Genomic DNA, 14,589 nt, shown 5'->3' on the forward strand with positions numbered 1-14,589 from the left:
TCATGCCGCTATACCCTGCCCCGTTCAATTGGGTAGGGCGCCTATTGCCCACAATAGGATAATTCGAACCGAGCGGCGTCGAGAGCGACAATTCGGAATTGCGGATGACGTTTATGAAACATCCAGGTTAGGAGCCTGCGCGCCGCTTTCAAGGCGCGCACTCGCGCTCGCGCAGGAAGCTCGCGAACGGGTGGGCCGGTTGTTCCAGCTCACCCGGCGCCAGCGGGAACAGCGCCCAGTAGAAGTCCTGGGCTCCCCGGCAGCGCTGGGCGGGCGCGGTCCAGCGATGCCAGTTCCTGGCGAAATCGCGCGCATACATGCCGTCGCCCTCGCGAAAATACGGCACGATGCAGCGCTCGCGCACCGCCTGCAGGAACGACGGCGGCGCATCGTTGTCGCAGCCGACTTCGTAATGCGCATTCATCCCCGCCTCGGTCTCGACCACCATCAGCTGCGCGTGTCCGCACGCGTCGTACAGCAAAATGCCGGCCGGATTCGGATACAGATAGTGCTCCACGATCCCGTGCTGCTCGACCACCATGCGCACCACCGCACTGAACGCCGGGTCGCTCAAAAAACTGTGGTTGTGCAGCTTGAGCATGTCGCGCAGCGGGTCGGAGCGGGCCGCGAAATACTCGCGTTGCAAGGCCACGATTTCGGCTTCGAGCCTGTCGAGCGCGCCGTCGTCGCTTTTCTTGATGTAGCGGTCGATCAGGCCGCGGTTGAAGGCGTCGACCGCCACTTTTTCGTCGGCCACGCCGGTAAACAGGATTTTCTTGCAGGGCAGGTGGCGCAGTGCCTCGCACAATTCGAGGCCATCCATCTGCGGCATCGAATAATCGACCACCACCACCGACGGCGTCATGAAGCGTTCCGGCTCGAAGCTGATGCGGTGGATCTGCTCGATGTCGACGGCCACGTTGCAGCGGTCTTTCGAATCGGGATAGGTATCGTGGCTGGCCGCCAGCCGGCCCGGCTGGGGCTCGCCGTGGGCGCCGATCCAGGCCAGCGCGCTGCTGGTATCGGCAAAGCACTTGCTGGCCAGCGCGGGGTCGAGCTGGAAGGCGACGCTTTTCAGGAAACTGTCGCTGTCGTCGATCAGGACGGTCAGGCTGGGATGGCTGTAGATCGGCAGGGTCATGCTGGGCCTTTCATAAGAGGTCAATGCGGGTCCGGCGGCACGGCCACGCGCGGGAACTCGAGCACGAACATGGTGTAGCCAAGTTCGCGCGAGACGCAGCGGATGCTGGCGTGCCAGGCATCGATGATGTCCTTGCACAGGGCCAGGCCGATGCCGGCGCCGGAACTGGGAGGGTAGGAATAGAAGCGCTGGAAGATCAGCGGCAAGTGGCGCTCGGCGATGCCGCAGCCGGTGTCGATGACCAGCAGGCGCGGCAGCTCGGGGCGGCCATCGACGACGATGCGGATGCGGCCCTTGCCGGCCCGGTGCAGCGCCTTGAGCGCGTTGCGCAGCAGGTTGAGCAAGATGACCACCGACAGCTCGTGCTTGCCGGCGAAGCGGAAGTCGGTGCGGATGTCGACGCTGACCGCATCGCGCTGCGATTGCGCCGCGAACGGATAGCGCCGGATCACCGAATCGACCACCTCGCGCATCGACACCAGCTCGGTCGCTTCGAGCCGCTGCTCGACCGCGCTGGCCGACAGCAGGAACAGGTCGATCATGTGCTTCATGTGGCGCACCTCGTACTGGATGCGCGCCATGGCCTCGCTCATCGCCTGCCAGTCGGCCTCGCTGGCCTTGGCCGGCGGCGCGATGCGGCGGCCGATGCCGCGCACATTGGCCTCCACACTGACCAGCGGCGTGCGCAGTTCGTGCGACACGCTGGCCAGGGCGTGCGCCATGCCGGCCAGCTTTTCGCGCGCCAGCGCCCCGCGCCCGGCCTTGGCCACCGAGACGGCGATGATGGTGAACGCATAGATCGGCAGCTGTTCCAGCACCGTGGGACTGAGCATGAAGGCCGCGTCGCCCACCAGCGCAAACAGGGCGCAGGCCAGCGCACTGCCGGCGGCGCAGGCGGCCAGCGCCCAGCGCGTGCGGAAGTGGAACAGCACGGTCAGCGCGATCAGCAGCGACTGGCTCCACACGGCCGAACCGTGGTTCATCAGGTACATGAAGACGAACTGGAACGGCAGCACGTAAGTGACCGCGATGAACAGGTAGGCGTTGACGAAGCGCCCGCGCAGCAGGCGGCCGGGAGCCAGCGCGGGCAGGCACAGGGCGGCGCCGACCATGCGCAAGGCCAGGCTTTCGAACTCCTGCGGGAACCAGTAGGTCCAGATCGAATAGTAGGCCGGCATGCCGAGGAAGCCGATCCATGCCAGCAGGATGAAGCGCCCGGTCGCGTGCGCGTGATGGCCCTCATGCCGCACCAGCCATTGCAGCAGCCATCGCAGCAAGGATTGGCGCAGGCGGTCGGCGGACAAGGGGGCAGTGGCGCTGGCAAAGGTCATGAAAAGCTTTCCTGGCTCGCACGGGTGGGCGGGAAAGGACAATCTTGACCTATGTTGATATTTTGCAATTTGATATATGTCAAGGTCCATCGATGTTGCAGGATTGTCAAGGAAGGGCGGCACAGAATGGATGCTTTTTCCAAGGAGAATTCATGTCATTTGCTGTCGATCAAATTTCGCCTGCCTTGCGCGCCGTACCGGCCATGCCATCGTTCGTTACCGGCCGCATGGACGAGCACTACGTCACGCGGGTGGCGCAGTTGCTGGGCGGCGAGCACCTGCATGTGTGGACCGCACCCCAGCCCGGCGCAATCATGTTGGCCAGCAACGACTACCTGTGCATTTCCGGCGAAGCAGCCTTGCAGGACGCGCAGGCGCGCTGCCTGCTGCGCAACCGGGGCGGCATGCTGATGTCGTCGGTGTTCCTGCAGCAGGGCAGCGCCCAGCACCGGCTGGAAGCGAAGCTGGCCGCCTTCATGGGGGCCGAGGACGGGGTGCTGACGCAGTCCGGCTGGGCCGCCAACGTCGGCCTGCTGCAAACCATCGCCGGACCGGGTGTGCCGGTGTATCTGGACATGATGGCGCACGCCTCGCTGTGGGAAGGCGCGCAGTCGGCGCAGGCCGCGGCGCTGCCTTTCCTGCACAACGACGCGGCGCATCTGGAGCGCCAGGTGCGCAAGCACGGTCCGGGCGTGATCGTGGTCGACGCGCTGTACAGCACCAACGGCAGCGTTGCGCCCCTGAGCGCGATCGCGCGCATCGCCAGCACCAGCGGCAGCATCCTGGTGGTCGACGAATCGCATTCGCTCGGCACCCACGGCCCGCGCGGGGCGGGGCTGGTGGCGCAACTGGGCCTGGCCGGGCAAGTGCATTTTCGCACCGCCTCGCTGGCCAAGAGCTTTGCCGGACGCGCCGGCTTCATTACCTGTTCGAGCCACTTCAAGGGCTACTTCCTGTCGGCCTCGCGTCCGGCGATTTTCAGCTCCTGCCTGCTCGAACACGAGCTGGCGTGGTTCGACGCCGCGCTCGACTTCATCGCGCGCGCCGACGGGCGCCGCGCCGCGCTGGCCCGCGTCACGCGCACGGTGCGCGACGGCCTGCGCGCCCTGGGCTACAACGTCGACGACGGCAGCGAACAGATCGTGGCGCTCGAAGCCGGACCCGAACCGCGCACGCTGGCGCTGCGCAAGGCGCTGGAGCGGCGCGGGATTTATGGCGCCGTGTTCTGCGCGCCGGCCACCGCCAAGAACCGCTCGCTGGTGCGCCTCACCCTCAACAGCGGCTTGACCGGCGCGCAGTGCGCGCGCCTGCTCGACGCCTGCGCCGACATGCGGCTGGAGGTCGGCATGGACAGCTGGCCGTCGACGCGGCGCCTGCGCCGCCTCACACTGGTCTGACAGCGGCGCGCATGCTGCGCTATCATGGCGGCATGAGTGAACCACAAACCCTGTATGACGTCATCGGTGGCGAAACGCGCGTGCGCGAGATGGTCGACCGCTTTTACGACCTGATGGAACTCGAACCCGAGTTCGCCGGCATCCGCGCGCTGCATCCGCCCTCGATGGACGGCTCGCGCGACAAGCTGTTCATGTTCCTGAGCGGCTGGATGGGCGGGCCCGACCTGTTCGTCGAACAGTACGGCCACCCGCGCCTGCGCGCGCGCCACCTGCCGTTTGCGATCGGCGGCAGCGAGCGCGATCAGTGGCTGCGCGCCATGGCGTGGGCGATGGAAGACATCGGCATCGACGAAGCATTGCGCCTGCGCCTGATGGAGTCGTTCTACCAGACCGCCGACTGGATGCGCAACCAGCCGGGTTGATGTCCGATTGATCCAATGACCCAGACCGAATTCCTGATCCTCGCCGCGCTGGCGCTTGTCGTCATCATCCTGCAAGCGCTCGCGCTGTTGCGCGCGCGCGGCAATGGCGACGGCGCGCAGCTGGAAAAGCTGCAGCTCGAACGGCTGGAACGCGAACTGCGCCTGGAACTGCAGGCCGGCGCCCAGGGCACGCGCCAGGACATCGGCGCCAGCCTCGCGCAGTACCACGGCGCCACCGTGCAGCAGCTCGACAGCATGCGCCAGCAGATTCACCTGGCCAGCATCAGCGGGCGCGAAGAGCAGTCGGCCACGCTCAAGCGCTTTGCCGACACCATGCACCAGACCCTGTCGGCGCTGACCGAATCGAACGCGCAGCGCATGCTGGAAGTGCGCTCGACGCTGGAGGCGAAGATCCGCGACCTGCAGAACGATAACGGCGCGCGCCTGGAAGAAATGCGCAAGACGGTCGACGAGAAGCTGCATGCGACGCTCGAGACGCGCCTGTCCGAATCGTTCCGCCAGGTGTCGGAACGGCTGGAGCGGGTGCACCAGGGGCTGGGCGAGATGCAGCAGCTGGCCATCGGCGTGGGCGACCTGAAACGCGTGCTCACCAACGTCAAGACGCGCGGCACCTGGGGCGAAGTGCAGCTCGAAATGCTGCTCGAACAGGTGCTGACGGTGGACCAGTATGCCAAGAATGTCGAAACCATTCCCGGCACCGGCGCGCGGGTCGAGTTTGCGATCAAGCTGCCCGGTCATGTCGACGGCGGCGTGCCGGTGTGGATGCCGATCGACGCCAAGTTCCCCAAGGAGCAGTACGAACGCCTGCTCGACGCGGCCGACCGGGCCGACGCCGACGGCGTGGCGCTGGCCGGGCGCGAGCTCGAACGGGCGGTGCGGCTGGAGGCCAAGACCATCTGCGACAAGTATGTATCGCCGCCGCTGACGACCGATTTTGCGATCCTGTTCTTGCCGACCGAGGGGCTGTACGCGGAGGTGATGCGCAGGCCGGGGCTGGCCGACGATTTGCAGCGCACCTTGCGCGTGTCGATCGCCGGGCCGTCGACCTTGTCGGCGATCCTCAATAGTTTGCAGATGGGTTTCCGTACGCTGGCGCTGGAAAAGCGCTCGTCGGAAGTGTGGCAGGTGCTGGGCGCGGTGAAGACGGAATTTACCAAGTTCGGCGATGTGCTCACCCAGACCAAGCTGACCCTGGAAAAGGCGGCCAAGAATATCGAGAGCGCCGAAGTGCGCAGCCGCCAGATGGCGCGCAAGCTGAAATCGGTGGAGGCGCTGCCGAGCGAGGCGGCGCAGTTGATGCTGGGGCCGGATCTGGATAGCGAGGCGTAGCGAGGCTAGCGCGCCCGCACACGGCGCCTGGCGGCACCCAGCACAGCCACCAGGCCCAATCCCATCATCATCCATTGTCCCGGCTCCGGCACCGGCACCGCCGGCACATTGGTCTCGGGGACCGGCGTGAGGTCGATGCCGGTGGTCGGTCCGTCCCTGAACGGCGGCCCGAAACCGCCGGTGCCGATCGGCGTCACCGGAATCGCGCCCTGGTAGCCGATCGCGCCCGGAGGCGCGGCGGGCGCCCGCTCCGGTACCACCGACTTGGTCGTGGCGCTGCCGCCGCGCGGCGCGATCGCCAGTTCGCTGTCGGTCGCTGCCGGCTCGTCGGCGAGCGAGGTCGACGAGCCCGGCCCGCCGGCGTCGGCGCGGCCCCGTTTCGGCGCGCTGGTGCCGAGGCGGTGAATCCGGCTCACGTTGCGGCACACGGTCGGCACCAGGATGCAGTGATCGCCTTCGCAGTACACCAGGCCAGCCTGTTTCGTGCGCGCGCTCCAGCCGGCGCGCGAGACGTTGCCGCACACCGTGCCGGCGCCGAAATGCATGTCGCGGATGGTCGGGTCGTAGTAGTTCTGGCCCTTGATCGAATCGCGTCCGATGGTGACGAATTCGTCGAAATTGCGGTCGGCCATGCGCTGCTTGAGGCGCGCGCGCACCAGCGGCGGAATGTCGCGGTAACGGTCGACGGCGGCGACCACGTCGCCCATGAACGGGTTCACGCCGGGACGGTCCCAGTCGCACTTGGCGACGCGGCTCGCGGCCGCCGCCTGGGCCGGGTTCGCGGCCAGCATCAGCGCCGCGCCCAGCATCAACAGGCAGGCCGATACAGGCCCCGCGACCTTGTCGTTTGCGACGGTAATGCGGCTTGCGCGCTTCATGATCTCTTACCGGATAGGTTTGTGTAGAGACCAATATTAGCAAGCGATTTTCAAAAAACCGTGATCATTTTAGTAATAGTAAAAAGACATCAACGATGGCTTTTAGTCATTTCTCCTATGATAACTAGCTAGATGTCAGGGAAATATAAATGCAAGCTATGATAAAACATAGTGACTTGAAAACAACAATGTTATTAGAAAATTCACATTGCGTGTAAATTGTTGCTTGCCGCGACGGGTTGGCTCACATCAGCCCTTCAAATGGCATGATCTCGACCAGATCGCCGGCGTCGACGTTTCCTTGTTCATCATGCAAGATCACCATGCAGTTGGCCTCGCTCATGGAGCGCAGGATGCCGGAGCCCTGCGCGCCGGTGATGCGCACCGTTTGCGCGCCGTCGTCGCCGCGCGCGAGGATGCCGCGCTGGTACTCGGTGCGCCCCGGTTTCTTGCGGATGGCGCAGCTTGATCGCACCTTGAACAGCGGCAGCGGCGCCTCGGCGCCCATCATGCGCAGCAGCGCGTCGCGCGCAAAGAAGTAGAACGACACCATCACCGCCACCGGATTGCCGGGCAGGCCGAACAGGAAGGCACTGTGGCCGTTCGAGGCGATGCGTCCGAACGCGAGCGGGCGCCCCGGGCGCATGCCGATCTTCCAGAAGCTCACATCGCCCAGTTTGGCCATGATCGCGCGCGTGTAGTCGGCCGCGCCGACCGAGACCCCGCCCGAGGTGACAATCGCGTCCACGTTCTCGCAGGCGTGGCGCAAGGCGTCTTCGAGCGCTTGCGGGTCGTCACGCACGACGCCCATGTCGACGATCTCGCAGCCCAGGCGCGTGAGCATGCCGTGCAGGGTATAGCGGTTGCTGTCGTAGACGCAGCCGGCGTCGAGCGGCTGGCCGATCGAGCGCAGTTCGTCGCCGGTGGAAAAGAACGCCACGCGCAGGCGCCGCGTCACCGGCACCGTGGCAATCCCGAGCGACGCCAGCAGCCCCAGGTCGGCCGGGCGGATGACTTTACCCTTGCGCAGGGCGGCGCTGCCGGCCGACAGGTCTTCGCCGGCGAAACGGCGGTTATCGCCGCTGCGGATCACGCCCGGCGCGATGGTGATGCTGCCGGCGCCGATTGCCGCCACCAGCTCCTGCGGGATCACGCTGTCGCAGCCGGCCGGCATGACGCCGCCGGTCATGATGCGCACGCACTCGCCGCTGGCCGGCACCACGGCGCACGGCCGCCCGGCGAACACGGTGCCCACCACCGCCAAGGTGACCGGGCCGGTCGCGGTCAGGTCGGCCCCGCGCAGCGCGTAGCCGTCCATGGCCGAATTGTCGTGCGCCGGCACGCTGATCGGCGAGATGATGTCGGCCGCCAGCACCCGGTCCAGCGCCGCGAGCAGCGGCACCTGGTCGATGCCGTCGACCGGCTTGATGAAGTCGCGGATGATGCGCTGGGCGTCGCGCACGGGCAGGGCGTCGGGATCGTAGGCGGACAGGCAGCTGGTGACGTCGTTCAGGGTCGGCAGGGTCATGGTGTGCGCAGGTAGATGGATTATTCTGGTTCGCACTGGCGCAGTTCGTCCAGCGTGTTGATGTTACGGAAGGCGCTGGCATCGTCGAAGCGCACGCGCGCGACCGTGATGGCGGCGTACCAGCCATCCATGCGCCGTCCGCCGCCGGCGAGGTAGGCTGCCAGGTGGGGCAGGGCGGCCGCGCGCACCAGGGCGAACACGGGCTGCGGCTGGATGCGCGGGGCGCCGTCGGCGCCGGGTTCCTCGGTTTCGGCCAGCGCCAGGTCGGCGCCGCCGGCCGTCAAGGCCTGGTGCAGGCGTGCCACCAGGTCGGGCGGCAAGAATGGCGAGTCGCACGGCGCGGTGGCCAGCAGCGGCGTGGCGCAGCGGGCCATGCCGGTCGCCAGCCCGGCCAGCGGGCCTTCGAAACCGCTCAGCTGATCGGGCCACACCGGCACCCCGAAACCGGCGTAGACGTCCAGGTTCCGATTGGCGTTGATCGCCAGCGCGCCCACCTGCGGCGCCAGGCGGCGCAGCACATGCCGCGCCATGGCGGCGCCACGGAAGGCTTGCAGGCCTTTGTCGACGTGGCCCATGCGGGTGCCGCGTCCGCCGGCCAGGACCAGGCCGGTGATGTCGTCGAGTGCTGTCACTGATATTGTCACTTAGCCGCCGATGTAGGACATTTCGACGCGTTTTTCTCGATGTTCATCAATGCCGCTCGTGTTGATGGTACGGGTTTCGGAATAGCGGTCGGCGCGCACGCTCCACAGGGCGCCGACGGCGGCCGAGATTTCGGCGTCGCTGCGGCCGTCGCGCAGCAGGGCGCGCAGGTCGTGGCCACGGCTGGCGAACAGGCAGGTGTACAGCTTGCCCTCGGTCGACAGGCGCGCGCGCGAGCAATCCTTGCAGAACGCTTGGGTGACGCTGGAAATGAGGCCGATCTCGCCGCCGCCGTCGGCATAGCGCCAGCGCGACGCGGTTTCGCCGTTGTAGTTCGCCTGCAGCGGCGCCAAAGGCATCTCGGCCGAAATGCGGCGCGCCACCTCGGCCGACGGGATCACTTCGGCCAGGTTCCAGCCATTCGACGCGCCGACGTCCATGTATTCGATGAAGCGCAAAATGTGGGGGCTGCCCTTGAAGTGGCGTGCCATCGGCACGATTTCCTGGTCGTTCATGCCGGCCTTGACCACCATGTTGATCTTGATCGGCCCCAGGCCCACCGCATGGGCGGTGTCGATCCCGGCCAGCACGTCGGCCACCGCGAAGTCGACATCGTTCATGCGCTTGAAGGTGGCGTCGTCGAGCGAGTCGAGCGACACGGTGACCCGGTTCAGGCCCGCGTCTTTCAGCGACTGCGCCTTTTTCGCCAGCAGCGAGCCGTTGGTGGTGAGGGTGATGTCGAGCGCACGCCCGCTCGGGGTGCGCAGGGCGCTGAGCATGCCGACCAGGCGTTCGAGGTTCTTGCGCAGCAGCGGTTCGCCCCCGGTCAGGCGCAGCTTTTCGACGCCGTGGGCGACGAACAGGGTGGCGATGCGGGTGATTTCTTCGAACGAGAGCAGCGAGGAATGCGGCAGGTAGGCGTAGTCCTTGTCGAACACTTCTTTCGGCATGCAGTAGACGCAGCGGAAATTGCAGCGGTCGGTGACGGAAATGCGCAGGTCGTGCAGGGGCCGCCCGAGCGCGTCGGCCAACAGGCCGGTGGGCGCAGCGAGCCGCGCGGGGATTGCCGGCGGCGGCGCGCGGCCGTCGCTGAGCATGATAATTTTTTCAGCCATGCCGATACGATAGCACGAGCCCCGCGACGGCACAGGCGGCGAGCAGTTTGATGGTGCCGGCCTTGTAGCGGAACAGGGCCACGCAGGCGGCCGCGCTGATGGCGATGGCGGCGATGTCGACCTGCCCGGCGCGCACGAACACGTGCTGGCCGAAGAACAGCGCCAGGCTGACGATCACGCCCACCACGGCCGCCGAAATGGCGGTCAGCGGCGCCGTCATGCGCACATTGTCGCGTGTGGCTTCGAGCAGCGGGCCGCCGGCCAGGATGAACATGAACGAGGGCAGGAAGGTGAAGAAGGTGGCCACGCAGGCGCCGGCCACGCCGGCCAGCAGCACGCTGCCGGCCCCGAAAATGGCATGGCTCCAGGCGCCCACGAAGCCGACGAAGGCGACGATCATGATCAAGGGGCCGGGCGTGGTTTCGCCCAGCGCCAGGCCATCGATCATCTGGGGCGCGGTGAGCCACTGGTAGTGCTCCACGCCGCCCTGGTACACGTAGGGCAGCACGGCGTAGGCGCCGCCGAACGTCATCAAGGCGGCCTTGGTGAAGAACCAGCCCATCTGCGCCAGGGCCCCGGCGGCGCCGTAGCGCCATGCCAGCAGCAGCCACACGCCGCCGCCCAGCGCGAGGCCGCCCAGGGCCACGCGCGCCAGGCGCGGCCAGGTGAAGCGCGCGTGGGCGGGCGTGGGGGTGTCGTCGTCGATCAGGGCCATGCCGTACGAGGCGCGGCTGTCCGGGTGCTTGCCGCCGACCTGGAAGTGCGCGGGCAGCAGGCGTCCACCAAGCATGCCGATGGCGGCCGCCGCCAGCACGATCAGCGGGAACGGCAACTCGGCCAGGGCGATGGCGAAAAAGGCGGCGACGGCGATCGCCAGCAGGGTGCGGTTTTTCAGGGTGCGCGAGCCGATGCGCCAGGCCGCCGCCAGCACCACCGCCACCACCGCCGGCTTGATGCCGTACAGGATGCCGGCCACCACCGGCAGAGTGCCGTAGGCCATGTAGATCCACGACAGCACGATCAGGATCAGCAGCGAGGGCAGGAAGAACAGCAGGCCGGCCAGGATGCCGCCGCGCGTCTTGTGCATCAGCCAGCCGATGTAGATGGCCAGCTGGGTCGCTTCGGGGCCGGGCAGGAGCATGCAGTAGTTCAGCGCGTGCAGGAAGCGCTGTTCGGAGATCCAGCGGCGCCGCTCGACCAGTTCGGTGTGCATCAGCGCGATCTGGCCGGCCGGGCCGCCAAAACTGATGAAGCCGAGCTTGAGCCAGTACCAGAAGGCGACGCGCAGGGGGACGGGATCGGGGCGGGTGTCGGCGGGCAGGTTCATTGTGGGTGTCGATACGTGGCGTTGCGACGTAAAAAAGGGAAGCCGAAGCTTCCCATTTTAATGTGACCGCGTGATTACTGGCGGCTGGTGTCGACCTGGATCAGCGGTTCCTCGACCTGCGGCGGCAACGGCTTGCGCTCGCGTGGCACGCGTACCGGTGGCGCTGCGCTGGCGGCCGCTTCCTGGGCTGCGCGCAGCTTGTCAGGATCGGTGGCTGCCAGGGTCAGGCCGGCCGAACCGAGGATCTCGGTCAGGTCGGCAACCGGAGCGGCTGCGACTGGCGCCGGCGCCGGCGGGACGACAGGCGCTGGTGCTGGTGCTGGCGGGGCGACAGGCGCAGGCGGGGCCACAGGTGCCGGTTCTGCGACTGCAACAGGCTCATGTGCTGGAGCCGCTACAGGGGCAGGTGCCTCCTCGGCGACCGGCTCGGCCGGGGTGAACATGGTTGCAGGCACGATTTCTTCAGGTACCGGAGCAACTTCCGCAACCGGCTCGGCCGGGGTGAAGATGGTTGCCGGTACGATTTCTTCACGTACTGGCGCCACTTCCGGCGCTGCTTCGACTGGCGCTTCGGCAAGCACCTCGGCGACTGGTGCCGGCTCGGCCGGGGCCGGTGCGGCGTCGACTGGTGCCGGGGCCGGGGCTGGTGCTTCCACCGGCGCTGGCGCCACCACGTATTCCGACACTGGCTCAGGCGCGGCTTCGGCTTCCGGCGCGGCCAGCGGGGCGGCAACTTCGGCAACGACCGCTTGGGCCACGACAGGCTCGGCTACGGCAGGTTCCGCGGCCGCGAATACCGGCGCTGCAATCTTGTCGAACGACACGTTTGCGTCGGCTGGCGCTGGTTCGACGGTGAAGCTGGCTTCGTTGACAACGTCGCCGTCTTCGCCGTCCATGCCCTCGGCCTGGTCGCGGTCGCGGCGATTGCGGTTGCGTCCGCCACGACGACGACGACGGCGCGGCTCATCGCCACCGGCTTCGACTTCGATTTCTTCACCGTTCGGGCCGATCGTGGTGATCATTTTCGGCACGGCGGCTTCTTCGTCGCCTTGTGGCACAGCAACATTCACTGTCGCTGCGGCTGCGGCGGCCACCACTGGCGACACGGCCAGTTCATCGCTCTTCGCTTCGGCGACCGGGGTGCGGTAGTCGGCGCGTTCGCGCGGTGGACGCGGGGCGCGCTCGGCGCGCTCGCCACGTTCCGGACGCTCGCCGCGTTCAGGGCGCTCGGCACGTTCGGCGCGTGGCGCCACCGGCACACCGGCGGCGTCGACCTGCGGCTCACGCGGCTCGCGCGGTGGACGTGGAGGGCGTGGCGGACGGGCGGCCTTGTCGGCGTCGCCCGGCTTGCCGGCTTCTTCCAGTGCGGCAGGCTTGCCCGGCTCGCGCTCGGGACGGCCGTCCGGCTTGCCGCCACGACCAGGGCGGGCGCGCGGACCACGGCCATTGCGGTCTTCGCGGGCGGCAGGGGCCGCGGCCGGCTTGGCCGGCGCCACAGGCGCTGGGGCAACAATCGCCGGCGTTTCCTTCTTGAAGAAGAAATTCATGATCTTGGCCATGAAACCTTCTTCGACAGGCGCGGTCAGCACCGGCGCCTGGACCGGCGGGGCGACCGGCTTGAGCACTTCGGAGCGGTCCACCATCGGGGCAGGCTGGTCCGGGGTGATGGTCTTGACGACGGCTTCCTGGCGCGGCTTGACTTCTTCCTTCTGGCGCTTGCTGTAAGCCATGTCGGTTTCGGCTTCTTCGGCCAGGTTGTAGCTGGCCTGGCTGTCTTCGAGGCGCGGATCGTCGTGCTTGATGCGCTCGAGCTTGTAGTGCGGCGTGTCCAGGTGCTTGTTCGGGATCAGGATCACGCTGATGCGGTGGCGGTTCTCGATCTTGAGCACTTCGCCACGTTTTTCATTGAGCAGGAAAGCGGCGACATCGACGGGCACCTGCACGTGGATGGTGGCCGAGTTTTCCTTCATCGCCTCTTCCTGGATGATGCGCAGCACCTGCAGGGCGGACGATTCGGTATCGCGGATGTGGCCGGTGCCGGAGCAGCGCGGGCACGTCACATGCGAGCCTTCCGACAGCGACGGACGCAGGCGCTGGCGCGACAGTTCCATCAGGCCGAAACGGGAAATCTTGCCCATCTGAACGCGTGCACGATCGTGGTGCAGGGCATCCTTGAGGCGGGTTTCGACTTCGCGCTGGTTCTTCGCCACTTCCATGTCGATGAAGTCGATGACGATCAGGCCGCCAAGGTCGCGCAGGCGCAGCTGGCGTGCTACTTCTTCGGCTGCTTCGCAGTTGGTATTGAAGGCGGTGGTTTCGATGTCGGAGCCGCGGGTGGCGCGGGCCGAGTTGACGTCGACGGACACCAGGGCTTCGGTGTGGTCGATGACGATCGCACCGCCGGACGGCAGGGGCACGGTGCGCGAATACGCGGTTTCGATCTGGTGTTCGATCTGGAAACGCGAAAACAGCGGTACATCGTCGCTGTAACGCTTGACCCGGTGGATCATGTCGGGCATCACATGGCGCATGAACTGGTGCGCTTGTTCGTAGATATCGTCGGTATCGATCAGGATCTCGCCGATATCGGGCTGGAAGTAGTCGCGGATCGCGCGGATCACGAGCGACGATTCCTGGTAGATCAGGAAGGCGCCGCTGGCCGACTTGCCGGCGCCTTCGATGGCGCGCCAGAGTTGCATCAGGTAATTCAAGTCCCACTGCAGTTCTTCGACATTGCGGCCGATACCGGCGGTGCGGGCAATCACCGACATGCCTTGCGGCAGGTCCAGCTTGTCCATCGTTTCGCGCAGTTCCTGGCGCTCTTCGCCTTCGACCCGGCGCGACACGCCGCCGCCGCGCGGGTTATTCGGCATCAGGACCAGATAACGGCCGGCCAGGGAAACGAAGGAGGTCAGGGCGGCGCCCTTGTTGCCGCGTTCTTCTTTCTCGACCTGGACCATGATTTCCTGGCCTTCGCGCAGCGCTTCCTTGACCGACGCGGTACGCACGTCGACGCCCTCGCGGAAATAGGTGCGGGCGACTTCCTTGAATGGCAGGAAACCGTGGCGGTCTTCGCCGTAGCTGACGAAGCAGGCTTCGAGCGACGGTTCGATGCGGGTAATCACGCCCTTGTAGATATTCGATTTGCGCTGTTCGCGACCTGCGGTCTCGATATCGATGTCGATCAGTTTCTGACCGTCGACAATCGCTACGCGCAGTTCTTCCTGCTGCGTAGCGTTAAACAACATGCGTTTCATTTTTATTGACTCCGCGACCCGTGGGCCGTTCCAGTGCCACCTTGCGCTGGGCGCAGGGCGGCGAAAAGTACAGGGGATGTACGCGGGAAGGGAAGTGGAGGGTGGGTATGCCTTTTCGCACGGCGCAGCAACGCAAAGCGTCACGGCCGCAACAGGGCGCGGTGGGGTCGATCGACATGCCGAGTGTACGCAGCACCTGCA

At 66.6% G+C, this 14,589-nt stretch carries 11 protein-coding genes; 3 read left to right on the forward strand and 8 right to left on the reverse strand.

What is annotated here, in order from left to right; genetic code table 11:
* Positions 1 to 148: 148 nt before the first annotated feature.
* Positions 149 to 1,141, reverse strand: a complete 993-nt coding sequence (locus tag F2P45_RS29335; RefSeq protein WP_166881756.1) for a response regulator — start codon at positions 1,139 to 1,141, stop codon at positions 149 to 151.
* Positions 1,142 to 1,161: 20 nt separating this feature from the next.
* Positions 1,162 to 2,472, reverse strand: coding sequence for a sensor histidine kinase (locus F2P45_RS29340; RefSeq protein ID WP_166881757.1), 1,311 nt, complete (start codon positions 2,470 to 2,472; stop codon positions 1,162 to 1,164).
* Positions 2,473 to 2,624: 152 nt separating this feature from the next.
* Here F2P45_RS29340 and cqsA point away from each other — a divergent pair, with 152 nt between their 5' ends.
* Genes cqsA through F2P45_RS29355 form a run of 3 tightly spaced genes read left to right on the forward strand, consistent with a single transcriptional unit; the run spans position 2,625 to position 5,641 of the window.
* A complete protein-coding gene (cqsA, locus tag F2P45_RS29345; protein ID WP_166881758.1) occupies positions 2,625 to 3,869 on the forward strand; it encodes an alpha-hydroxyketone-type quorum-sensing autoinducer synthase in 1,245 nt (414 codons plus the stop codon).
* Positions 3,870 to 3,901: 32 nt separating this feature from the next.
* On the forward strand, positions 3,902 to 4,291 hold the full coding sequence (locus tag F2P45_RS29350) for a group II truncated hemoglobin (RefSeq protein WP_166881759.1): 390 nt from the start codon (positions 3,902 to 3,904) through the stop codon (positions 4,289 to 4,291).
* Positions 4,292 to 4,306: 15 nt separating this feature from the next.
* On the forward strand, positions 4,307 to 5,641 hold the full coding sequence (locus F2P45_RS29355) for a DNA recombination protein RmuC (protein ID WP_166881760.1): 1,335 nt from the start codon (positions 4,307 to 4,309) through the stop codon (positions 5,639 to 5,641).
* A gap of 5 nt (positions 5,642 to 5,646) precedes the next feature.
* On the opposite strand, the gene F2P45_RS29360 is transcribed toward F2P45_RS29355, so the two are convergent.
* From F2P45_RS29360 to F2P45_RS29385, 6 genes are all read right to left on the reverse strand, one after another.
* Positions 5,647 to 6,519 (reverse strand): MHFG family PEP-CTERM protein, encoded by an 873-nt coding sequence (locus tag F2P45_RS29360; protein WP_166881761.1) that lies wholly within the window; start codon positions 6,517 to 6,519, stop codon positions 5,647 to 5,649.
* A gap of 244 nt (positions 6,520 to 6,763) precedes the next feature.
* Positions 6,764 to 8,047 carry a molybdopterin molybdotransferase MoeA gene (gene moeA / locus F2P45_RS29365; protein ID WP_166881762.1) on the reverse strand — a complete coding sequence of 428 codons (1,284 nt, stop codon included), beginning with the start codon at positions 8,045 to 8,047 and terminating at the stop codon, positions 6,764 to 6,766.
* Positions 8,048 to 8,067: 20 nt separating this feature from the next.
* The gene (gene mobA / locus F2P45_RS29370) at positions 8,068 to 8,679 is read right to left on the reverse strand and encodes a molybdenum cofactor guanylyltransferase MobA (protein WP_166881763.1); all 612 of its coding nucleotides are present in this window, start codon (positions 8,677 to 8,679) and stop codon (positions 8,068 to 8,070) included.
* A gap of 12 nt (positions 8,680 to 8,691) precedes the next feature.
* The gene (gene moaA, locus F2P45_RS29375) at positions 8,692 to 9,804 is read right to left on the reverse strand and encodes a GTP 3',8-cyclase MoaA (protein ID WP_166881764.1); all 1,113 of its coding nucleotides are present in this window, start codon (positions 9,802 to 9,804) and stop codon (positions 8,692 to 8,694) included.
* Positions 9,797 to 11,131 (reverse strand): chromate efflux transporter, encoded by a 1,335-nt coding sequence (gene chrA / locus F2P45_RS29380; RefSeq protein ID WP_166881765.1) that lies wholly within the window; start codon positions 11,129 to 11,131, stop codon positions 9,797 to 9,799. The genes moaA and chrA overlap by 8 nt, the downstream gene beginning before the upstream one ends.
* 74 nt (positions 11,132 to 11,205) lie before the next feature.
* Positions 11,206 to 14,388: an Rne/Rng family ribonuclease gene (locus tag F2P45_RS29385; RefSeq protein WP_166881766.1), complete on the reverse strand. Its 3,183-nt coding sequence runs from the start codon at positions 14,386 to 14,388 to the stop codon at positions 11,206 to 11,208.
* Positions 14,389 to 14,589: the final 201 nt, after the last annotated feature.

This window comes from Massilia mucilaginosa (genome assembly GCF_011682145.1).
GTDB classification, from domain to species: domain Bacteria; phylum Pseudomonadota; class Gammaproteobacteria; order Burkholderiales; family Burkholderiaceae_D; genus Telluria_A; species Telluria_A mucilaginosa.